Source organism: Pseudomonas sp. ASL7 (assembly GCF_056680375.1).
On record NZ_CM155279.1, the window covers coordinates 219,469 to 242,337 of the forward strand.

At 57.1% G+C, this 22,869-nt stretch carries 19 protein-coding genes; 17 read left to right on the forward strand and 2 right to left on the reverse strand.

The window, feature by feature from the left end:
* Positions 1–210 precede the first annotated feature (210 nt).
* A complete protein-coding gene (locus tag AC1MDT_RS01020; protein WP_414906039.1) occupies positions 211–522 on the forward strand; it encodes a DUF485 domain-containing protein in 312 nt (103 codons plus the stop codon).
* The gene (locus tag AC1MDT_RS01025; RefSeq protein ID WP_480420297.1) at positions 519–2,177 is read left to right on the forward strand and encodes a cation acetate symporter; all 1,659 of its coding nucleotides are present in this window, start codon (positions 519–521) and stop codon (positions 2,175–2,177) included. The genes AC1MDT_RS01020 and AC1MDT_RS01025 overlap by 4 nt, the downstream gene beginning before the upstream one ends.
* An 896-nt stretch (positions 2,178–3,073) precedes the next feature.
* Here the strand turns inward: AC1MDT_RS01025 and gltA are convergent.
* A complete protein-coding gene (gltA, locus tag AC1MDT_RS01030; protein WP_480420298.1) occupies positions 3,074–4,363 on the reverse strand; it encodes a citrate synthase in 1,290 nt (429 codons plus the stop codon).
* A 363-nt stretch (positions 4,364–4,726) separates the two neighbouring features.
* Here gltA and sdhC point away from each other — a divergent pair, with 363 nt between their 5' ends.
* From sdhC to AC1MDT_RS01090, 12 genes are all read left to right on the forward strand, one after another.
* On the forward strand, positions 4,727–5,101 hold the full coding sequence (gene sdhC, locus AC1MDT_RS01035; RefSeq protein ID WP_027922413.1) for a succinate dehydrogenase, cytochrome b556 subunit: 375 nt from the start codon (positions 4,727–4,729) through the stop codon (positions 5,099–5,101).
* Entirely contained in the window at positions 5,095–5,463 is a 369-nt protein-coding gene (gene sdhD, locus AC1MDT_RS01040; RefSeq protein ID WP_059402221.1) for a succinate dehydrogenase, hydrophobic membrane anchor protein, read from the forward strand. Before sdhC ends, sdhD begins: the two co-directional genes overlap by 7 nt.
* Positions 5,464–5,466: 3 nt before the next feature.
* On the forward strand, positions 5,467–7,242 hold the full coding sequence (gene sdhA, locus AC1MDT_RS01045) for a succinate dehydrogenase flavoprotein subunit (protein ID WP_480420299.1): 1,776 nt from the start codon (positions 5,467–5,469) through the stop codon (positions 7,240–7,242).
* Between the two features lie 11 nt (positions 7,243–7,253).
* A complete protein-coding gene (locus AC1MDT_RS01050; RefSeq protein WP_010456852.1) occupies positions 7,254–7,958 on the forward strand; it encodes a succinate dehydrogenase iron-sulfur subunit in 705 nt (234 codons plus the stop codon).
* 262 nt (positions 7,959–8,220) lie between these two features.
* Positions 8,221–11,052, forward strand: a complete 2,832-nt coding sequence (locus tag AC1MDT_RS01055; RefSeq protein ID WP_480420300.1) for a 2-oxoglutarate dehydrogenase E1 component — start codon at positions 8,221–8,223, stop codon at positions 11,050–11,052.
* 42 nt (positions 11,053–11,094) lie between these two features.
* Entirely contained in the window at positions 11,095–12,315 is a 1,221-nt protein-coding gene (gene odhB, locus AC1MDT_RS01060) for a 2-oxoglutarate dehydrogenase complex dihydrolipoyllysine-residue succinyltransferase (protein WP_010456848.1), read from the forward strand.
* A 95-nt stretch (positions 12,316–12,410) separates the two neighbouring features.
* Positions 12,411–13,847, forward strand: coding sequence for a dihydrolipoyl dehydrogenase (gene lpdA / locus AC1MDT_RS01065; RefSeq protein WP_480420301.1), 1,437 nt, complete (start codon positions 12,411–12,413; stop codon positions 13,845–13,847).
* A 198-nt stretch (positions 13,848–14,045) separates the two neighbouring features.
* A complete protein-coding gene (sucC, locus tag AC1MDT_RS01070; protein ID WP_007898980.1) occupies positions 14,046–15,212 on the forward strand; it encodes an ADP-forming succinate--CoA ligase subunit beta in 1,167 nt (388 codons plus the stop codon).
* On the forward strand, positions 15,212–16,093 hold the full coding sequence (sucD, locus tag AC1MDT_RS01075) for a succinate--CoA ligase subunit alpha (RefSeq protein WP_027922418.1): 882 nt from the start codon (positions 15,212–15,214) through the stop codon (positions 16,091–16,093). The genes sucC and sucD overlap by 1 nt, the downstream gene beginning before the upstream one ends.
* A 405-nt stretch (positions 16,094–16,498) precedes the next feature.
* Positions 16,499–17,812 (forward strand): branched-chain amino acid transport system II carrier protein, encoded by a 1,314-nt coding sequence (gene brnQ, locus AC1MDT_RS01080; RefSeq protein ID WP_480420302.1) that lies wholly within the window; start codon positions 16,499–16,501, stop codon positions 17,810–17,812.
* Between the two features lie 263 nt (positions 17,813–18,075).
* On the forward strand, positions 18,076–18,813 hold the full coding sequence (locus AC1MDT_RS01085; RefSeq protein WP_480420303.1) for a DUF599 domain-containing protein: 738 nt from the start codon (positions 18,076–18,078) through the stop codon (positions 18,811–18,813).
* The gene (locus tag AC1MDT_RS01090) at positions 18,813–19,214 is read left to right on the forward strand and encodes an MAPEG family protein (protein ID WP_480420304.1); all 402 of its coding nucleotides are present in this window, start codon (positions 18,813–18,815) and stop codon (positions 19,212–19,214) included. Before AC1MDT_RS01085 ends, AC1MDT_RS01090 begins: the two co-directional genes overlap by 1 nt.
* Positions 19,215–19,416: 202 nt before the next feature.
* Here the strand turns inward: AC1MDT_RS01090 and AC1MDT_RS01095 are convergent, their stop codons facing one another.
* Positions 19,417–19,650: a hypothetical protein gene (locus AC1MDT_RS01095; RefSeq protein ID WP_480420305.1), complete on the reverse strand. Its 234-nt coding sequence runs from the start codon at positions 19,648–19,650 to the stop codon at positions 19,417–19,419.
* Between the two features lie 157 nt (positions 19,651–19,807).
* Here AC1MDT_RS01095 and AC1MDT_RS01100 point away from each other — a divergent pair, with 157 nt between their 5' ends.
* The 3 genes from AC1MDT_RS01100 (at position 19,808) to htpG (ending at position 22,716) form a co-directional block, all read left to right on the forward strand.
* Positions 19,808–20,284 (forward strand): PaaI family thioesterase, encoded by a 477-nt coding sequence (locus AC1MDT_RS01100; RefSeq protein WP_480420306.1) that lies wholly within the window; start codon positions 19,808–19,810, stop codon positions 20,282–20,284.
* The gene (locus tag AC1MDT_RS01105; RefSeq protein WP_480420307.1) at positions 20,281–20,748 is read left to right on the forward strand and encodes a PaaI family thioesterase; all 468 of its coding nucleotides are present in this window, start codon (positions 20,281–20,283) and stop codon (positions 20,746–20,748) included. Before AC1MDT_RS01100 ends, AC1MDT_RS01105 begins: the two co-directional genes overlap by 4 nt.
* 63 nt (positions 20,749–20,811) lie before the next feature.
* Positions 20,812–22,716 (forward strand): molecular chaperone HtpG, encoded by a 1,905-nt coding sequence (htpG, locus tag AC1MDT_RS01110; protein ID WP_480420308.1) that lies wholly within the window; start codon positions 20,812–20,814, stop codon positions 22,714–22,716.
* Positions 22,717–22,869: the final 153 nt, after the last annotated feature.

The following is a 22,869-nucleotide window of genomic DNA, read 5'->3' on the forward strand; positions in this document are numbered from 1 at the left end:
AGCCTGCTCGCGAAAGCAGTGTGTCAATCGACATCAACGTTGACTGACACGCCGTCTTCGCGAGCAGGCTCGCTCCCACATTTATTTAATGCGCGCCGGAAATTGGCGAAAACGTCATGTCGTTCTAATACTAAGGTCGTCTGGAACCTGTCCTTGAGCCGAATAGAGTGGATATGTTCCAACTTAATCTGTGCTGCGAGGATAAAAACAATGAACGACAGCATTTACCTCTCGATTCAAAACAGCCCGCGCTTCAAGGAGCTGGTTCGCAAGAGGGAACGATTCGCCTGGATTCTTTCGGCGATCATGCTTGGGCTCTACTCCGGATTCATCCTTTTGATTGCTTACGGGCCGCACATATTGGGTGCGAAAATCAGCCCTGAGTCATCGATTACCTGGGGGATACCGATTGGTGTCGGGCTGATTGTTTCGGCCTTTGTCCTGACGGCAATCTACGTACGACGCGCCAATGGCGAATTCGACGACCTGAACAATGCGATTCTCAAGGAGGCTCAGCAATGATCCGGCGTCTAATGGCTCTATTGAGCATCGCAGCCTTTGCACCAGGTGCCTGGGCGGCTGAAGCCCTGACGGGCGAAGTACACAAACAACCGCTCAACGTTTCCGCGATCCTGATGTTCGTGGGGTTTGTCGGTTTGACTTTATGCATCACCTACTGGGCTTCCAAGCGCAGCAAATCGGCGGCCGACTACTACGCGGCGGGTGGCAAGATCACCGGTCTGCAGAACGGTCTGGCAATTGCCGGTGACTACATGTCGGCGGCGTCCTTCCTGGGTATTTCCGCCCTGGTGTACGCCTCGGGCTACGATGGCCTGATTTACTCGATCGGCTTCCTGGTGGGCTGGCCGATCATTCTGTTCCTGATCGCCGAGCGCCTGCGTAACCTGGGTAAATACACCTTTGCCGACGTGGCGTCCTACCGCCTCGGGCAAACCCAGATCCGCACACTGTCCGCTTGCGGTTCGCTGGTGGTGGTGGCGTTTTACCTGATCGCGCAAATGGTCGGTGCCGGCAAGCTGATCCAGCTGCTGTTCGGTCTCGATTACTACGTCGCGGTGATCCTGGTCGGTATCCTGATGTGCCTGTACGTATTGTTCGGCGGCATGCTGGCAACCACGTGGGTGCAGATCATCAAGGCCGTGCTGTTGCTGTCCGGTGCCTCGTTCATGGCGCTGATGGTGATGAAACACGTCAACTTTGATTTCAACACCCTGTTCTCCGAGGCGATCAAGGTTCACCCTAAAGGTGAAGCGATCATGAGCCCGGGCGGTCTGGTGAAAGATCCAATCTCGGCGTTCTCGCTCGGCTTGGCACTGATGTTCGGCACTGCAGGCCTGCCGCACATCCTGATGCGCTTCTTCACCGTGAGTGACGCAAAAGAAGCTCGCAAGAGCGTGTTGTATGCCACCGGCTTCATTGGCTACTTCTACATCCTGACCTTCATTATCGGCTTCGGCGCGATCCTGCTGGTCAGCACCAACCCGGCCTTTAAAGATGCGACTGGCGCGCTGTTGGGCGGCAATAACATGGCGGCGGTGCACCTGGCCGACGCGGTAGGTGGCAGTATCTTCCTGGGCTTTATCTCGGCAGTAGCCTTCGCGACCATTCTGGCCGTCGTTGCCGGTCTGACCCTGGCCGGTGCTACAGCGGTGTCTCATGACCTTTACGCCAGTGTGATCAGGAAGGGCAAGGCCAACGACAAGGACGAGATCCGCGTCTCCAAAATCACCACCATCTTCCTCGGGGTGCTGGCGATCGGTCTGGGTATTCTGTTCGAAAGCCAGAACATCGCGTTCATGGTGGGCCTGGCGTTCTCCATCGCGGCGAGCTGTAACTTCCCGGTGCTGTTGCTTTCCATGTACTGGAAGAAGCTGACCACCCGTGGTGCGATGATTGGGGGCTGGATGGGGCTGATCAGTGCTGTTGGCTTGATGGTGCTTGGGCCAACCATCTGGGTGCAGATCATGCATCACGAGAAGGCTATCTTTCCGTATGAGTACCCGGCGCTGTTCTCGATGGCCATTGCTTTTGCCGGGATATGGTTCTTCTCGATTACTGACAAGTCGACCGCGGCTGACAATGAGCGGGCGCTGTTCTTCCCGCAATTTGTTCGCTCGCAGACTGGGTTGGGGGCGAGTGGGGCGGTTTCTCACTAAGGGTTTGGGTTTGTTTGGTTAAGTGACGTTAAACGGAAATGCCCTGGTCGAGAGATTGGGGCATTTTTTTTTTTGATGGTTTGGTGGTTTGGTGGTTTGGTGGTTTGATTGTGTGAATATCCGTTTTTTTGGTAGTGGCTGCTGGCGGTTTCGCTTTTACAGCGACTCACTTTTGCAGACGCCCAAAAGTAAGCAAAACGCTTTGCCCCTCCATTCGGTGCCTCGCTAAGGCTCGGCATGCCCTCACTCCGGCATTGCTCCGGGGGCCCGCCGCCATCGGCCATCCATGGCCGGGGGCGGCTACCGCGGCATCCTTGCCGCGGTGCCCCCTGCGCAACGCCTGCGTTCGGCCTCTGGGAAAGGGGCGGCAGATCTAAAGCCGAAGCAACGGCAACGGCAAGATCAACAGCTTCGCGAGCAGGCTCGCTCCCACAGTGGATCGGTGCACGGAAATTGTTTTTCACCACCCACAATGGCGCGGCGTGCCGCTTTTGATTCTCACCACTCATCGGGCCGAGCGTTAGCTCGCCTGCAGCTTTTGATCTCGATGCACCGCCCCCTCGAGAGGCTGAGTGGAGGTTCTGCGCAGTGGGCAACCCGGCAAGGATGCCGGGTTAGCCGCCCCCGGCCATGGATGGCCGATGGCGGCGGGCCCACGGAGCAGGACCGGAGCGAGGGCATGCCGAGCCTAGGCGAGGCACCGAACGAAAGGGGCAAGAGCGTTTGGTTACTTTGCGCTTTTCAAAGTGACCCGCCGTAAGGGCGGAACCAATAGCCGCCATCACCAAAAAAACGGATATACCCCCAATCAAAGACCCAACCGCCATAAACAAAAACGGCCTCTATATATAGAGGCCGTTCTCGGTACAACTTAAGACGTTATCGCAAGACAGGTCTTATTTGCGGTCTTCCAGCTTGGTAATGTCACGCGACTCGTAGCCAGTGTACAACTGGCGCGGGCGGCCGATCTTGTACGGGCTGGAGAGCATTTCTTTCCAGTGGGAGATCCAGCCGACAGTCCGCGCCAGGGCGAAGATCACGGTGAACATACTGGTTGGAATGCCGATCGCCTTGAGGATGATCCCCGAGTAGAAGTCGACGTTCGGGTACAGCGAACGTTCGATGAAGTACGGGTCGGTCAGGGCAATCTCTTCCAGGCGCATGGCCAGTTGGAGTTGCGGATCGTTGTTGATACCCAGCTCTTTCAGCACTTCGTCGCAAGTCTGCTTCATAACCGTGGCGCGTGGGTCGCGGTTTTTGTAAACCCGGTGACCGAAGCCCATCAGTTTGAACGGATCATTCTTGTCCTTGGCCTTGGCGATGTACTTGTCGATGTTCGAAACATCGCCAATTTCATCGAGCATGGTCAGAACGGCTTCGTTCGCGCCGCCGTGGGCAGGGCCCCACAGTGCAGCGATACCGGCGGCGATACAGGCGAACGGGTTGGCACCCGAAGAGCCGGCCAGGCGTACGGTGGAAGTCGATGCGTTCTGCTCGTGGTCGGCATGGAGGATGAAGATCCGGTCCATGGCCTTGGCGAGCACCGGGCTGATCGGTTTGATCTCGCACGGGGTGTTGAACATCATGTGCAGGAAGTTTTCCGCGTACGTCAGGTCGTTGCGCGGGTACATCATGGGTTGGCCCATGGAGTACTTGTAAACCATCGCTGCCAGCGTCGGCATCTTGGCAACCAGACGGATCGCGGAGATTTCGCGATGCTGCGGGTTATTGATGTCCAGGGAGTCGTGGTAGAAGGCCGAGAGGGCGCCGACTACACCGCACATGACGGCCATCGGGTGGGCGTCGCGACGGAAACCGTTGAAGAACGTCTTGAGCTGCTCGTGAACCATGGTGTGGTTCTTGACGGTGCTGACGAACTGGGCCTTCTGTTCTGCGGTCGGCAATTCGCCGTTGAGCAGCAGATAGCAGGTTTCCAGGTAGTCCGACTTTTCAGCCAGCTGTTCGATCGGGTAGCCGCGGTGCAGCAAAATGCCGTTGTCGCCGTCGATATAGGTGATCTTCGACTCGCAGGAAGCAGTCGACATGAAGCCAGGGTCAAAGGTGAAACGGCCCGTGGCCGTCAGGCCCCGAACATCGATAACATCGGGACCAACGGTGCCGGTTAAAATGGGCAGCTCGACGGGGGCTGCGCCCTCGATGATCAACTGCGCTTTTTTGTCAGCCATGTGGCCTCCTATTTATGCTTGAAATCATCAGACAGACCCCCCACGCAGGGCCCGCACCACTATAGTGAGATAAATTCGAATGTCAATTTGCCTAAAGTCTTGCTCCAGAAGGCTTTAACCGGACTTTTTCCTCGAATTTGACTGCCATTTACGCCTTTTATCCAACTTGTGCAATGCGCTATTTGGGGTAGGTGAACGCGTTGTCATTAGTAGCCTAACTGTCTATACTCGGCCTCCGACCGCCAGGGGCTTTTGGGCCTGCTTTATTGGGGGTCGCACTCCCTGGGTGGTGGGTACCTGACCAGTGCACTCCCCAACAACTTTGCCCTGATTGTTAGGGGCTCTTCAGTGTGAAAAAAAGCCGTGAATAGCCAACGACCTGTAAACCTAGACCTAAGGACCATCAAACTCCCAGTCACTGCTTACACGTCCATTCTTCACCGAATCTCCGGTGTCATCCTCTTTGTCAGCCTGGCCATCATGCTTTATGCATTGGACAAATCGCTGAGCTCAGAAGAAGGCTTCGGTCAGGTGAAAGCGTGTCTGACCAGTCCGCTAGCCAAGCTAGTGATTTGGGGAATCCTGTCCGCCTTGCTGTATCACCTGGTTGCCGGTGTGCGCCATTTGATCATGGACATGGGCATCGGCGAGTCGCTTGAAGGCGGCAAACTGGGCTCGAAAATCGTTATCGCCGTTTCCGTGGTGGTAATCGTTCTGGCAGGAGTTTGGATATGGTAACTAACGTCACGAACCTGTCGCGTTCGGGCCTCTATGACTGGATGGCACAACGTGTGTCTGCGGTCGTTCTCGCGGCTTACTTCATTTTCCTGATCGGATACGTCGTCGCCCATCCTGGCCTCGGCTACGCCCAATGGCATGAACTGTTCGCAAGCAACTGGATGCGTATTTTCAGTCTCCTGGCTCTCGTTGCCCTCGGCGCTCACGCCTGGGTCGGCATGTGGACCATCGCGACCGACTACCTGACGCCAATGGCGTTCGGCAAGTCCGCGACTGCAATACGTTTCCTCTTCCAGGCTGTATGCGGCGTCGCGATGTTCGCGTACTTCGTCTGGGGTGTGCAGATTCTTTGGGGTATCTGATTCATGTCTACTACAGTTAATACGCTTTCGTTCGACGCCATCATCATTGGCGGCGGCGGTGCTGGCATGCGCGCTGCTCTGCAGCTGGCACAAGGTGGTCACAAGACTGCCGTGATCACCAAGGTTTTCCCGACTCGTTCGCACACTGTATCCGCCCAGGGTGGCATTACCTGCGCCATCGCTTCGGCAGATCCGAACGATGACTGGCGCTGGCACATGTACGATACCGTCAAGGGTTCCGACTACATCGGTGACCAGGACGCTATCGAATACATGTGTTCCGTAGGCCCGGAAGCGGTCTTCGAACTCGAGCACATGGGCTTGCCGTTCTCCCGTACCGAACAAGGCCGCATCTATCAGCGTCCGTTCGGCGGTCAGTCGAAAGACTTCGGTAAAGGTGGCCAGGCTGCACGTACGTGTGCCGCTGCCGACCGTACCGGTCACGCACTGCTGCACACCCTGTACCAGGCCAACCTCAAGGCCGGCACCGTATTCCTCAACGAATACTACGGCGTCGACCTGGTGAAGAACGAAGACGGTGCCTTTGTCGGCATGATCGTCATCTGCATCGAAACCGGCGAAACTTCCTACGTCCGCGCTAACGCCACCGTATTGGCGACTGGCGGTGCAGGCCGTATCTACTCGTCCACCACCAACGCCCTGATCAACACCGGTGACGGCGTCGGCATGGCTCTGCGTGCAGGCGTGCCGGTACAAGACATCGAAATGTGGCAGTTCCACCCGACCGGCATCGCCGGCGCCGGTGTACTGGTTACTGAAGGCTGCCGCGGTGAAGGCGGTTACCTGATCAACAAGCACGGCGAGCGTTTCATGGAGCGTTATGCTCCGAACGCCAAAGACCTGGCGGGTCGTGACGTTGTTGCTCGCTCGATGGTTAAAGAGATCATCGCCGGCAACGGTTGCGGTCCGGATGGCGACCACGTAATGCTGAAACTCGATCACCTCGGTGAAGAAGTTCTGCACAGCCGTCTGCCAGGCATCATGGAACTGTCCAAGACCTTCGCTCACGTCGATCCAGCCGTGGCGCCGATTCCGGTCGTTCCAACCTGCCACTATATGATGGGCGGCGTTGCCACCAACATTCATGGTCAGGCAATCACCCAGGACGCCGACGGCGTAGACCAGATCATTCCTGGTCTGTTCGCAGTAGGCGAAGTGGCTTGCGTATCGGTTCACGGTGCCAACCGTCTGGGCGGTAACTCGTTGCTCGACCTCGTGGTATTCGGTCGCGCCGCCGGCCTGTTCCTGGAACAGACCCTGAAAGCAGGCGTTGATTACGCTCGCCCTCGCCAGTCCGACATCGACGCAGCCTTGGCTCGTCTCGATGGCCTGAACTCGCGTACCGAAGGCGAAGACGTCGCCACGCTGCGTAAAGAACTGCAAAGCTGCATGCAGAACTACTTCGGTGTATTCCGTACCGGCGAATACATGCAGAAGGGTATTGCTCAACTGGCTGATCTGCGTGGCCGTATCGCCAACGTCAAGATCAACGACAAGAGCCAGGCGTTCAACACCGCTCGTATCGAAGCGCTGGAGCTGCAGAACCTGCTGGAAGTGGCCGAAGCCACCGCCATCGCTGCAGAAATCCGCAAAGAGTCCCGCGGCGCTCACGCCCGTGAAGACTACGAAGACCGCGACGACGAAAACTGGCTGTGCCACACCCTGTACTTCCCGGGTGACAAGCGCGTAACCAAGCGCGCCGTGAACTTCTCGCCGAAGACTGTTCCGACTTTTGAACCCAAGATTCGGACTTATTAAGGGTGGCCGCCATGTTGCAAGTCAGTGTTTATCGCTACAACCCTGATCAGGACGCTGCGCCGTTCATGCAGGAATTCCAGGTCGACACCGGTGGTAAAGACCTGATGGTGCTGGACGTGCTGGCCCTGATCAAAGAGCAGGACGAAGGTTTCTCCTATCGTCGCTCTTGCCGTGAAGGTGTTTGCGGTTCCGACGGCATGAACATCAACGGCAAAAACGGTCTGGCGTGCGTTACGCCGCTGTCTTCTGTCGTAAAAGGTAACAAGCTGATCGTTCGTCCGCTGCCAGGTTTGCCGGTTATCCGTGACCTGGTCGTCGATATGAGCATCTTCTACAAGCAATACGAGAAAGTTAAGCCATACCTGCAGAACGACACGCCGGCTCCGGCCATCGAGCGTCTGCAGACCCCTGAAGAGCGTGAAAAGCTCGACGGTCTGTACGAGTGCATCCTGTGCGCTTGCTGCTCGACCTCTTGCCCGTCCTTCTGGTGGAACCCGGACAAGTTCCTGGGTCCAGCTGCCCTGCTGCAAGCGTACCGCTTCCTGGCAGACAGCCGTGACACCAAGACTGCCGAGCGTCTGGCTTCACTGGATGACCCGTTCAGCGTATTCCGCTGCCGCGGGATCATGAACTGCGTCAACGTCTGTCCGAAAGGCCTTAACCCGACTAAGGCCATCGGTCACGTACGTAACATGCTGCTGCAAAGCGGCGTGTGATTCAGCTGCTGTACCTGTAACACCGCGGTACCTGTAGATGCTACGGCGCAGGCTTCAACCGGCGCCGTAGTTTTAACCTGAGCAGCAGCTCATAAAGCTGCGGCTCTTATTTTGAAGAAATGAGACAAGCAGGGGCATCCGGGCTGGTACCCGGACTATCAGCGTGATCCTAAGTGGCTTGTTTTGGTCGCTGCATTCGGACTTCTGCAAGCGTGCTCGGTGTCGACGCCGGTGGTGTTCCCCTAACCGAGGGTGACCAAGCATGCAAGAAAGCGTGATGCAGCGCATGTGGAACAGCGCCTACCTATCCGGTAGTAACGCTGCCTATGTGGAAGAGCTCTACGAGCTCTACCTGCACGACCCTAACGCTGTGCCAGAAGAGTGGCGCACCTACTTCCAGAAGTTGCCTGCTGACGGCAACACTGCCACCGATGTTTCGCACTCCACAATTCGCGATCATTTCGTCTTGCTGGCAAAGAACCAGCGCCGCGCCCAACCGGTTTCCGCCGGAAGCGTGAGCAGTGAGCACGAAAAGAAGCAAGTTGAAGTGCTGCGGTTGATCCAGGCCTACCGTATGCGTGGCCACCAGGCAGCCCAGCTTGACCCGCTGGGGCTGTGGCAGCGTCCTGCACCTGCAGACCTGTCGATCAATCATTACGGCTTGACCAATGCCGATCTTGATACGACCTTCCGTGCCGGCGACCTGTTCATCGGCAAAGAGGAAGCGAGCCTACGCGAAATTCACGAAGCGTTGCAGCAGACATATTGCCGCACCATTGGCGCTGAATTTACGCATATCACCGATTCCGAGCAGCGCCAGTGGTTCCAGCAGCGTCTGGAAAGCGTGCGCGGCCGTCCGACGTACTCCGCCGACATCAAGAGCCACCTGCTCGAGCGCGTCACCGCGGGCGAAGGTCTGGAAAAATACCTGGGGACCAAATACCCGGGTACCAAACGTTTTGGTCTGGAAGGCGGCGAGAGCCTGATTCCGATGCTCGATGAGCTGATCCAGCGTTCCGGTTCCTACGGCACGAAGGAAATCGTCATCGGCATGGCCCACCGTGGTCGTCTGAACGTGCTGGTCAACACCTTCGGCAAGAACCCGCGCGAGCTGTTCGACGAGTTCGAAGGCAAGAAGAAGGTCGAGCTGGGTTCCGGTGACGTTAAATATCACCAGGGCTTCTCGTCCAACGTAATGACCGCCGGCGGTGAAGTTCACCTGGCCATGGCCTTTAACCCGTCCCACCTGGAAATCGTTTCTCCAGTGGTCGAAGGTTCGGTTCGCGCCCGTCAGGATCGTCGTAACGACCCTACCGGTGAGAAGGTCCTGCCGATCTCCATCCACGGCGACGCTGCAATTGCAGGTCAGGGCGTGGTGATGGAAACCTTCCAGATGTCGCAGACCCGCGGTTTCAAAACCGGCGGCACCGTGCACATCGTGATCAACAACCAGGTTGGTTTCACCATCAGCAACCCGCTGGACGCGCGCTCCACCGAGTACGCGACCGACGTTGCGAAAATGATCCAGGCGCCAATCCTCCATGTGAATGGTGACGATCCGGAAGCTGTATTGTTCGTGACCCAGCTGGCCATTGACTACCGCATGCAGTTCAAGCGCGATGTGGTCATCGACATGTTCTGCTACCGTCGTCGCGGCCACAACGAGGCCGACGAGCCAAGCGGTACCCAGCCTCTGATGTATCAGCAGATCACCAAGCAGCGCACGACCCGTGAGCTGTACGCCGATCGTCTGACGCAAAGTGGTGTGCTGGACGTCGAGCGTGTTCAGGCGAAGATCGATGAATACCGCAACGCGCTGGACAACGGTCTGCACGTAGTGAAAAGCCTGGTCAAAGAGCCGAACAAAGAGTTGTTCGTGGACTGGCGTCCGTACCTGGGCCACGCCTGGACTGCGCGTCACGACACTCGCTTCGACTTGAAAACCTTGCAGGAACTGTCTGCCAAGCTGCTGGAAATTCCAGAAGGCTTCGTGGTTCAGCGCCAGGTTGCCAAGATCTACGAAGATCGCCAGAAAATGCAAGTCGGCGGCCTGCCGATCAACTGGGGTTATGCCGAAACCATGGCGTACGCGACCCTGGCGTTCGAAGGTCACCCGATTCGCATGACTGGCCAGGACATCGGCCGCGGTACGTTCTCGCACCGTCATGCTGTCTTGCACAACCAGAAAGACGCTGGCAGCTACATCCCGCTGCAGCATCTGTACGACGGTCAGCCACGTTTCGACCTGTACGACTCGTTCCTGTCCGAAGAAGCGGTGCTGGCGTTTGAGTACGGTTACTCGACCACCACGCCAAATGCGCTGGTTATCTGGGAAGCCCAGTTCGGCGACTTCGCCAACGGTGCCCAGGTGGTTATTGACCAGTTCATCACCAGTGGCGAGCACAAGTGGGGCCGTCTGTGCGGTCTGACCATGTTGCTGCCACACGGTTATGAAGGTCAGGGGCCAGAGCACTCCTCGGCTCGTCTTGAGCGTTACCTGCAGCTGTGCGCCGAGCACAACATCCAGGTGTGCTTGCCGACAACGCCGGCTCAGATCTACCACTTGCTGCGCCGTCAGGTGATTCGCCCGCTGCGCAAACCATTGGTCGTCCTGACGCCGAAGTCGCTGCTGCGCCACAAGCTGGCCATCTCGACGCTGGAAGATCTGGCCGAAGGTTCGTTCCAGACCGTTATCCCGGAAATCGATGCTCAAGACCCGAAAAAGGTTGAGCGCATTGTTCTGTGTAGCGGCAAGGTCTACTACGACCTGCTGGAAAAACGCCGTGCCGAAGGCCGTGACGATATCGCCATCGTGCGTCTTGAGCAGCTGTACCCATTCCCTGAGGACGACTTGAATGAAGTCCTGGCTCCGTACACCAACCTCAAACATATCGTTTGGTGTCAGGAAGAGCCGATGAACCAGGGTGCCTGGTACTGCAGCCAGCACCACATGCGCCGCATCATTGGCAATCACGACAAGTCGCTCGTACTCGAGTACGCGGGCCGTGATGCTTCTGCTGCACCTGCGTGCGGTTATGCATCGATGCACGCTGAGCAGCAGGAAAAACTGCTGCAAGACGCCTTTACTGTTTAACGCCTTCGCGCACCTGAAACCGAATTTAAGGAACCACAGATAATGGCTATCGAGATCAAAGCCCCCACTTTCCCGGAATCGGTCGCCGATGGCACCGTTGCCACCTGGCACAAAAAACCGGGCGACGCCGTCAAGCGTGATGACCTGATCGTCGACATCGAAACCGACAAGGTTGTGCTGGAAGTGTTGGCGACTGCCGACGGCGTACTGGGCGCTATCGTCAAGAACGAAGGCGACACCGTTCTGTCCGACGAAGTCCTGGGCTCCATCGAAGCGGGCGGTGCTGCTGCCGCTCCAGCCGCTGCCGCTGCTCCGGCTGCTGCACAGGCCGCTGCTCCAGCTGCCGAAGGCGAAGACGATCCTGTTGCTGCACCGGCTGCTCGCAAGCTGGCTGAAGAGAATGGCATCAACATCGCTTCCGTTGCCGGCACTGGCAAAGGCGGTCGTGTGACCAAGGAAGACGTGGTAGCGGCTGTTGCTGCCAAGAAAGCCGCTCCGGCTGCCGCACCTGCCAAGGCGGCTGCTCCTGCCGCTGCTGCACCGGTGTTCGCTGCTGGCGATCGCATCGAGAAGCGCGTACCGATGACCCGCGTGCGGGCCACCGTTGCCAAGCGTCTGGTTGAAGCTCAATCGAACATGGCAATGCTGACCACGTTCAACGAAGTCGACATGACCGAAGTCATGGCCCTGCGTTCGAAGTACAAGGACCTGTTCGAGAAGTCCCACAACGGCGTACGCCTGGGCTTCATGTCGTTCTTCGTCAAGGCTGCCACCGAAGCGCTGAAACGCTTCCCGGCTGTCAACGCGTCGATCGACGGTGCGGACATCGTTTACCACGGCTACGCTGACGTCGGTGTGGCTGTTTCCAGCGACCGCGGTCTGGTCGTACCGGTTCTGCGTAACGCCGAACTGATGAGCCTGGCTGAAATCGAAGGCGGCATCGCCACCTTCGGCAAGAAGGCTCGTGATGGCAAATTGTCGATGGACGAAATGACTGGCGGTACTTTCACCATTACCAACGGTGGTACCTTCGGTTCGATGATGTCGACCCCGATCGTCAATCCGCCGCAAGCGGCAATCCTGGGCATGCACAACATTCTGCAGCGTCCTATGGCGATCAACGGTCAGGTCGTTATCCGTCCGATGATGTACCTGGCTCTGTCCTACGATCACCGTTTGATCGATGGCAAAGAAGCTGTGACCTTCCTGGTTACCATCAAGAACCTGCTGGAAGACCCGGCTCGTTTGCTGCTGGATATCTGATAGAAGCAGCTGCAGGTTTCAAGCTACAAGCTGCAAGAAAGGGCAGCTTGGCTTGAGGCTTGTGGCTTCAAGCTTGCCAAAAGAGGATTTTTTGAATGTCGCAGAAATTTGACGTAGTAGTGATCGGTGCGGGCCCTGGCGGCTATGTGGCTGCCATCAAAGCAGCGCAGCTTGGCCTGACGACTGCCTGCATCGAGAAGTACACCGACAAGGAAGGCAAACTGGCTCTGGGCGGTACTTGCCTGAACGTCGGCTGCATTCCATCCAAGGCGCTGCTGGACAGCTCCTGGAAGTACAAGGAAGCCAAAGAAGGCTTCGCGATCCACGGTATCAATCACGCTGGCGTGACCATGGACGTGTCAGCGATGGTCGGCCGTAAAGCCAATATCGTTAAAGGCCTGACTTCCGGTGTTGCCACCCTGTTCAAGGCTAACGGCGTTACTTCCCTGCAAGGCCACGGCAAACTGCTGGCCGGCAAGAAAGTTGAACTGACCAAGCCAGACGGCACCGTCGAAATCATCGAAGCCGAGAACGTGATTCTGGCTTCGGGCTCGCGTCCGATCGACATTCCACCGGCTCCGGTTGACCAGAACGTGATCGTCGATTCGACTGGCGCGCTGGAATTCCAATCCGTACCTAAGCGTCTGGGCGTGATCGGCGCTGGCGTTATCGGTCTGGAACTGGGTTCGGTATGGTCGCGTCTGGGTTCTGAAGTGGTTGTTCTGGAAGCGCTGGAGAAATTCCTGCCGGCTGCTGACGACGCTGTGTCCAAAGAAGCCTACAAGACCCTGACCAAACAAGGTCTGAACATCAAGCTGGGTGCTCGCGTTACCGGTTCCAAAGTGAACGGCAACGAAGTCGTGGTGAACTACACCGATGCCAACGGCGAACAGAGCATCACGTTCGACAAGCTGATCGTTGCCGTTGGTCGCCGTCCAGTGACCACCGAACTGTTGGCTGCCGACAGCGGTGTGACCCTCGACGAGCGCGGTTTCGTATTCGTTGACGACCAGTGCGCGACCAGCGTTCCGGGCGTTTACGCCATCGGTGACGTGGTTCGCGGCATGATGCTGGCGCACAAGGCGTCTGAAGAAGGCATCATGGTTGTTGAGCGCATCAAGGGTCACAAGGCCCAAATCAACTATGACCTGATCCCTTCGGTTATTTATACTCACCCGGAAATCGCGTGGGTTGGTAAAACCGAGCAGACCTTGAAAGCAGAAGGCGTTGAAGTTAACGTCGGCACTTTCCCGTTCGCAGCTTCTGGCCGTGCCATGGCCGCCAACGATACCGGTGGTTTCGTCAAGGTCATCGCAGATGCCAAGACCGACCGCGTATTGGGTGTTCACGTCATTGGCCCGAGCGCTGCAGAACTGGTTCAACAGGGCGCGATCGGTATGGAATTCGGCACCAGCGCTGAAGACCTGGGCATGATGGTCTTCTCCCATCCGACCCTGTCCGAAGCCTTGCACGAAGCAGCGCTGGCGGTGAATGGCGGCGCCATCCACATTGCCAACCGCAAGAAGCGTTAAGACATAATAAGAAACCACGGCGGTTTGGCCCGTCGTGAGCCTTGCATGCAAGACTCACCGCGGAATATCCGCTGGACGCAGTCTTGCGTAGCTGCACCGGTTGTCCGGAAAGGCTACGCAAGCAGCAGTCACAGGTGGTGCGGCACTTGAACAAGTGCAGCACCGAATGCGCAGTACCTAACGAAGACGGTAATAAGCATGAATCTTCACGAGTATCAGGGTAAGCAGCTGTTCGCTGAATACGGCCTGCCAGTTTCCACCGGTTACGCAGTAGACACCCCGGAAGCAGCAGCAGAAGCTTGCGACAAAATCGGCGGCACCGAGTGGGTTGTCAAAGCCCAGGTCCACGCGGGTGGTCGCGGTAAAGCGGGCGGCGTCAAGCTGGTTCGCAGCAAAGAAGACGCCAAGGCATTCGCACAGCAGTGGCTGGGCAAGCGTCTGGTGACTTACCAGACTGACGCCAATGGTCAGCCAGTCACCAAGATCCTGGTTGAATCGTGCACTGATATCGCTAAAGAGCTGTACCTGGGCGCTGTCGTTGACCGTTCGAGCCGTCGCATCGTGTTCATGGCTTCCACCGAAGGTGGCGTGGACATCGAGAAAATCGCTCATGACACCCCTGAGAAAATCCTCAAGGCCACTATCGATCCACTGGTTGGCGCTCAGCCATTCCAGGGTCGCGAGCTGGCATTCCAGCTGGGTCTGGAAGGCAAGCAAGTTGCTCAGTTCGCCAAGATCTTCGTAGGTCTGGCCAAGCTGTTCAAGGATCACGACCTGGCTCTGCTGGAAGTGAACCCTCTGGTGATCAAGGCTGACGGCGATCTGCATTGCCTCGACGCCAAGATCAACATCGACGCCAACGCCATGTACCGTCAGCCTAAGCTGAAGACTTTCCACGATCCGTCGCAAGACGATCCGCGCGAAGCGCACGCTGCCAAGTTCGAACTGAACTACGTAGCACTGGAAGGCAACATCGGTTGCATGGTCAACGGTGCTGGCCTGGCCATGGGTACCATGGACATCGTCAACCTGCATGGCGGCAAACCAGCCAACTTCCTCGACGTGGGCGGCGGTGCTACCAAAGAACGCGTTACCGAAGCGTTCAAGATCATCCTGTCCGACACTAACGTCGCTGCAGTATTGGTCAACATCTTCGGCGGCATCGTTCGCTGCGACATGATTGCCGAAGGCATCATCGGCGCTGTGAAAGAAGTCGGCGTGAAAATCCCGGTTGTTGTTCGCCTTGAAGGCAACAACGCTGAGCTGGGCGCTAAAGTACTGGCAGAAAGCGGTTTGAACATCATCGCTGCTACCAGCCTGACCGACGCTGCTCAACAAGTCGTTAAAGCTGCGGAGGGCAAATAATGAGCGTCCTGATCAATAAAGACACCAAAGTTATCTGCCAGGGTATTACCGGTTCGCAAGGTAGTTTCCACACCCAGCAAGCCCTCGAATACGGCACCAAGATGGTCGGTGGCGTTACTCCGGGTAAAGGCGGCACCGAACACCTGGGTCTGCCAGTGTTCAACACTGTGAAAGACGCTGTAGCTGCCACTGGCGCCACCGCCAGCGTGATCTACGTTCCAGCTCCTTTCTGCAAAGACTCCATCCTGGAAGCAGCCTTCGGCGGCATCAAGCTGATCGTTTGCATCACTGAAGGCATTCCTACCCTGGATATGCTGGATGCCAAGGTCAAGTGCGACGAGCTGGGTGTAGTCCTGATCGGTCCTAACTGCCCAGGCGTGATCACTCCAGGCGAATGCAAGATCGGCATCATGCCGGGTCACATTCACTTGCCAGGCAAGGTCGGTATCGTTTCCCGTTCCGGCACCCTGACTTACGAAGCTGTCAAGCAAACGACTGACGCCGGTTTCGGCCAGTCGACTTGCGTCGGCATCGGCGGTGACCCGATCCCAGGTTCGAACTTCATCGACATCCTGAAGCTGTTCCAGGAAGACCCGAAGACCGAAGCGATCGTCATGATCGGTGAGATCGGCGGTTCGGCTGAAGAAGAAGCGGCTGCCTACATCAAGGCACACGTGACCAAGCCGGTTGTTTCCTACATCGCTGGTGTGACTGCCCCTGCGGGCAAGCGCATGGGCCATGCTGGCGCAATCATCTCTGGCGGCAAAGGCACTGCAGACGAGAAGTTTGCTGCCCTGGAAGACGCAGGCGTTAAAACCGTGCGTTCGCTGGCAGACATCGGCAAGGCTTTGTCCGAGCTGACCGGTTGGGCGATGAAGTAAGCCTCGCGCTTAATTCACGCTTCACCAAACAAAGGCCACCTTCGGGTGGCCTTTGTCGTTTGTGGCTTCCGGGTTATGGGTGCTGGCTTCTTCGCGAGCAGGCTCGCTCCCACAGGAATGGACGCACCATTTAGGGTGGGAGCGAGCCTGCTCGCGAAGGCGGACTGATAGGCACCCACCAATTACATGCAAAAACGCGACACAGAGATGTCGTAGAGCGGATAGTTCGCCCCTAAACAGTGCGTTTATTACCCAAATTCGTTAGGCTAGCAGCCATTTTTGCGTCCGCGGCCCACAAGGCAGCTACGCGCTAAAGGGTCAGTCCTATACGGGCCGACAGCATTTCCCTCACCCATATGGGAAATCCCTCTCTAAATTCCGATTCAGTAGTGTGGTATTTCCTTAATGAAAGTGTTGAAAGGCCAGGACATCCTGGCACTTGGTTTTATGACGTTTGCCCTGTTTGTCGGGGCTGGCAACATCATCTTCCCGCCCATCGTCGGTTTGCAGTCCGGACCTCATGTCTGGATGGCGGCGCTGGGTTTTCTGATCACGGCGGTCGGATTGCCGGTGATTACCGTGGTTGCACTGGCCAAGGTCGGTGGCGCAATGGATGCGTTGAGCAGCCCGATCGGTAAAGTCGCCGGCGGTTTACTGGCCGCCGCGTGCTACCTCGCCGTTGGCCCGCTGTTCGCGACACCGCGTACCGCAACGGTCTCCTTTGAAGTGGGGCTGGCGCCGCTGACGGGCGAGAGCCCGCTGGCGCTGTTCCTCTATAGCTCGGTGTACTTTCTGCTGGTGTTCTTCATCTCGCTCTACCCGGGCCGTTTGCTGGATACCGTAGGACGTTTCCTCGCACCGCTGAAAATCATCGCCCTGGCTGCGCTGGGTATCGCGGCGTTTGCCTTGCCGGCCGGTGATATTGGCGTGGCGACCCCGGAATACGTAGCGGCGCCGTTCTCCCAAGGGTTCATCAATGGTTACCTGACCATGGATACTCTGGGCGCATTGGTGTTCGGCATTGTTATCGTCAACGCCATCCGTTCCCGTGGCGTCGATTCGCCAGTGCTGATCACCCGTTACGCAATCATTGCCGGGTTGATTGCCGGCGTCGGTCTGGCACTGGTTTACGTCAGCCTGTTCCGCCTCGGTTCGGGCAGTCACGAAGTTGCAGCGGGTGCCACCAATGGCGCGGCGGTGTTGCACGCTTATGTGCAACACACCTTCGGTTCGTTGGGCAGCGGTTTTCTGGCGGTGTTGATCTCGCTGGCCTGCCTGGTCACTGCGGTGGGTCTGACGTGCGCTTGCGCGGAATACTTCAGCCGCGTGCTGCCACTGTCCTACAAGACGCTGGTCATTATCCTGGCCGCGTTCTCCCTGCTGGTGTCCAACCTGGGCCTCACCAAGCTGATCGCGTTCTCGATCCCGGTACTGACCGCTATTTACCCGCCGTGCATTGCCTTGGTGGCGTTGAGCTTCTGCAAGGACTTCTGGCATGAGCAAGGCCGCATCGTCGGTCCGGTCATGCTGGTGTCGTTCCTTTTCGGCCTGATCGACGCCCTCAAGGGCGCGGGTCTGGCGGACTGGATGCCGACTCAGTTGTCCCACCTGCCGCTGAGCGAGCAGGGGCTGGCATGGCTGGTGCCGTCGGTCATGACGCTGGTGGTCGCCGTAGCCTGCGACCGTCTGCTGGGCAAGCGTGAAGAAGTGCTGGCTTAAGCCACTGCAAGGCCTGTCACAAGCGGGTCGTGAGCAGTAACAGAAATGCCCCGTATCAATCGATACGGGGCATTTTTTATGGGCGTGCTGCAGTGTCTTTTTCCTTGAGCTAACGTCGAAGCATTGCAATTCCCATGTGGGAGCGAGCCTGCTCGCGAAGGCGGTGTGACAGTCAACGATGATGTTGAATGTGATGTCCTCTTCGCGAGCAGGCTCGCTCCCACAAGACTTCAGTAAATCGCAAACCCATCACAAGGACCTGCATGTCGTTCATCCACGCCAACCTGATCCACATCCTCGCCGCGCTCTGGTTCGTCATCTGCTGGGGTGGTTACACCCGTTATGCCTCGTGGAAGGGCCGCGACACCGCGTGCCTGGCCAGCGTGCTGCACTTGTACCGCGAAGACTGGATGCGCCGCATGCTGCTGCGCGATAACCGCATCGCTGACGCCAGCGTGGTGGGCAATCTGGAACGCAACGCCTCGTTCTTTGCCTCAAGCACGCTGATTATCCTGGCTGGTATTCTCACTGTACTCGGTGCGTCCGAAAGGGCCGTCTCGTTGTTGGCGGACATTCCAATGGTGCAACAGGCGTCCCAGGGAATGTCTGAGATCAAGTTGCTGTGTCTGGCGTTGGTGTTCGTCTACGCGTTCTTTACGTTCAGCTGGTGCATGCGTCAGTACAACTTTGCAGCCATCTTGATTGGCTCGGCGCCGATGGTCGGTGAGCGCCATGTCTCCGAGCAGGAGCGCAAAGCGTTCGCGTCCCGTGCGGCGCGTGTCATCTCCATGGCCGCCAACCAGTTCAACTTCGGCCTGCGCTCCTATTATTTCGGCATGACCATGCTGGCCTGGTTTGTCAGCCCCTGGTTGTTCATGTTGATGAGTACCGGCGTCGTGTTGGTGTTGTATCGCCGGGAGTTTCATTCCGACGTTCTCGACGTGATGGTCTATACCCCTACAGAGGCACCATTGCCTGAGGCGAGTAAAGAGGCTGCTTGATGAGTATTCCGTTCTGGTGTGTGTTTATCAGTGCCTTATTGATTTACGTAGCTCGTATACCAGTGGCCAAGGCCATGAAAGAGCAGGGGGGTTACAACAATCACTTGCCGCGTCAGCAACAGGCACAACTCACGGGCTTGGGTGCCAGGGCGTTGGCGGCCCATCAGAATTGTTTCGAGGCGTTCATCTTGTTTGCGGTGGGGGTGTTGATGGCCCACACCACACAGACAGCGGGATGGTTGATCGACGCGCTGGCAATCATCTTTGTGATTTTGCGGATCATTTACTTGCTGTGTTATTGGATTGATCTTGCCTGGCAGCGCAGTCTGGTGTGGTTTGTCGGTCTGGTTTGTTCGTTGCTATTGATGATTAGTCCGACTTTTAGAACTTTTTTGCTCTAACGGGATAAATCACAGACAAAAGAAAACCCGCATTTGGCAAATGTCGTCTTTGTAGGAGCGAGCTTGCTCGCGATGGACTCAAGAACGGCGCCTTCATTCAGAAAGCGCGCATTATCGTTAACGTCCATCGCGAGCAAGCTCGCTCCTACATGATCGGCATTACCACCATTTTGCGGGTTTTCTTTATTACGCTAAAAACTATTTAGTTTTTAGGTGCTTCTTTCGCAGCGGCTTCGTTCGATTCAGCCTGAGCTTTGGCGGATTCGGCGTTTTCTTTAGCCGCGTCGTTCACTTTATCCTGAGCTTTGCTCATGTCTTGCTGAGCTTGTTCAGCATGTTGGTTAGCTTCTTGAGCTTTGTCCTCGGATTTTTTACCGCAAGCGGCGAGACCGAGGGAAGCGGTCAACATCAAGGCAATAGCTAAAGTTTTACGCATGGGGTGTTTCTCCTATGGAAAATATCTACTGGCCTTTCGAGCACAGCCCACAGCGTTAAGTTCCTCAATTCGTTCAAATATATAAGATTATTCCCACGGGAACTTTTACCGAATATGCCTCGTGCGATGTTCCAATACTAAGAAGAGTTCTTATCAAATGGCGGAAAACCCCGTTTTTGAACGCGCAATGCGATTTATGTCGGCGCTGCGACATTGTCAGGTGCTGGGGCTGCGGGTTCACAGTGCGAGCAGCGACGGCCTGACCGTCATTCTGCCGTACAGCACGCAGATCGTTGGCAACCCGCAAACCGGCGTGATTCACGGGGGCGCCCTGACCACGCTGATGGACACGGCCTGCGGCATGTCCACCCTCTGCGTGTTGCCGGCATTCGAAGTCTGCCCGACCCTCGACCTGCGGATCGATTACATGCATGCCGCCGAGCCCTATAAAGATGTCTACGGTTTTGCCCAATGCTACCGGGTGACGACTGACGTGATATTCGCCCGGGGTTTCGCCTATCAGGATGATCCCGAGCAACCCATCGCCCACGTGGTGGGCACCTTCATGCGCATGGGCACCGCCATCAAAGGCACAAAAGGCTTTGGTGGCGTCATCGCCGGAGGTGCGAAATGACCGATTTCAAGGCTCAGCTGCAACAGGCGCATGAAAAGGGCGACTACGCGTCGCTGCTGCACCTGATTCCCTACGCCAAGCTGATAGGCGTCGACTGTTCGCGTGTAGGCGATGAGCTGCTGTTTCGCCTGCCGGCCAACAAGGACAACATTGGTAACCCTTTATTGCCGGCGATTCATGGGGGGGTGATTGCCGGGTTCATGGAACTGTCCGCCGCGCTGCACCTGCTGATTTGCACGGGCTCGCCGGGCATACCGAAGATCATCGACTTCTCCCTCGACTATCTGCGTGCCGGGCAGTTTCGCGATACCTGGGCTCGATGCCAGGTTTGCCGTCAGGGGCGGCGGGTCGCCAATGTGGCGATTACGGCCTGGCAAACCACCGAAGCCGAGCCCATTGCCACGGCCCGGGCGCATTTCAAAATTGAAGAGCCCTTGAAATCCGAGTCGCAGCCCCAACCTTGATGACATCCCGCCGCCAACCCTTTCGGGCGCGGCCAATGCCATCCAAGTTGGAGTTTGATGACTATGAGCGTGGAAACTCAAAAGGAAACCCTGGGCTTCCAGACCGAGGTGAAGCAACTGCTGCACCTCATGATCCATTCGCTGTATTCCAATAAGGAAATTTTCCTTCGCGAATTGATTTCGAACGCCTCTGACGCTGTCGACAAATTACGTTTCGAAGCCCTGTCCAAGCCTGAACTGCTGGAAGGCGGCGCGGAACTGAAAATCCGTGTGAGCTTCGACAAGGACGCTAAAACTGTCACCCTCGAAGACAACGGCATCGGTATGAGCCGTGAAGACGCGATTACCCACCTGGGCACTATCGCTAAATCCGGCACTGCCGATTTCATGAAACATCTCTCTGGCGATCAGAAGAAAGACTCCCACCTGATTGGTCAATTCGGTGTTGGTTTCTACTCGGCCTTCATCGTCGCCGATAAAGTCGATGTATTCAGCCGTCGTGCCGGTGTTGCCGCCAGCGAAGGCGTGCACTGGTCGTCCAAAGGTGAAGGCGATTTTGAAGTTGCCACCGTTGAGAAAGCCGACCGCGGCACCCGTATCGTCCTGCACCTGAAGTCCGGTGAAGACGAGTTCGCCGATGGCTGGCGTCTGCGCAACATCGTCAAGAAATACTCCGACCACATTGCTCTGCCGATCGAGTTGCCGAAAGAAGTGGCCGCCGCCGAGGGTGAAGAGAAGCCGGCTGTTGAATGGGAAACCGTCAACCGCGCCAGCGCCCTGTGGACCCGTCCTCGCACCGAAATCAAGGAGGAGGAATACCAGGAATTCTACAAGCATATTGCCCACGACTTCGAAAATCCGCTGAGCTGGAGCCACAACAAGGTCGAAGGCAAGCTCGAATACAGCTCGCTGCTGTACGTGCCGACCCGCGCTCCGTTCGACCTGTACCAGCGTGAAGCGCCGAAAGGCCTGAAGCTGTATGTGCAGCGCGTTTTTGTCATGGACCAAGCCGAATCGTTCCTGCCGTTGTACCTGCGCTTTATCAAAGGCGTGGTCGATTCCAACGACCTGTCGCTGAACGTGTCGCGGGAAATCCTGCAGAAAGATCCGATCATCGACTCCATGAAGTCGGCGCTGACCAAGCGTGTGCTGGACATGCTGGAAAAACTGGCGAAGAACGAGCCTGAGCAATACAAAGGCTTCTGGAAAAACTTCGGTCAGGTCATGAAAGAAGGCCCGGCAGAAGACTTCGCCAACAAAGAGAAAATCGCTGGCCTGCTGCGTTTTGCGTCCACTCAGGGCGAAGAAGGTGAGCAGGTTGTGGGTCTGGCCGAGTACCTGGCACGCGCCAAGGAAGGTCAGGACAAGATTTACTACCTGACCGGCGAAACCTACGCGCAAGTCAAAAACAGCCCGCACCTGGAAGTCTTCCGCAAGAAAGGCATCGAAGTGCTGCTGCTGACTGATCGCATCGACGAGTGGCTGATGAGCTACCTCAGCGACTTCGACGGCAAGAGCTTTGTCGACGTGGCGCGCGGTGACCTGGACCTGGGCAACCTGGACTCGGAAGAGGACAAGAAAGCGGCGGAAGAAGTCGCCAAGTCCAAAGAAGGTTTGGTCGAGCGTTTGAAAACGGCCTTCGGCGACTCCGTTGCTGAAGTGCGGGTTTCCCACCGTCTGACCGATTCCCCGGCGATTTTGGCCATCGGCGAGCAAGACCTGGGCATGCAAATGCGTCAGATCCTCGAAGCCAGCGGTCAGAAGGTTCCGGATTCGAAGCCGATCTTCGAATTCAACCCGGCTCACCCGCTGATCGAGAAGCTCGACAACGAGCAAAGCGACGAGCGCTTCGGCGACCTGTCGCACATTCTCTTCGATCAGGCTGCCCTGGCCGCCGGAGACAGCTTGAAGGACCCGGCCGCCTATGTACGCCGTCTGAACAAGCTGCTGGTTGAACTGTCGGTTTAACACTTTGTAGGAGCGAGCTTGCTCCGGGCGGCGTTCCGACGATGGACTCAAGAACGCCGCGTTTAGCCAATAAACACGCGTATTCGTTAACGACCATCGCGAGCAAGCTCGCTCCTACAATCCGGCATTACCCGCTTCGGCGGGTTTTTTTAT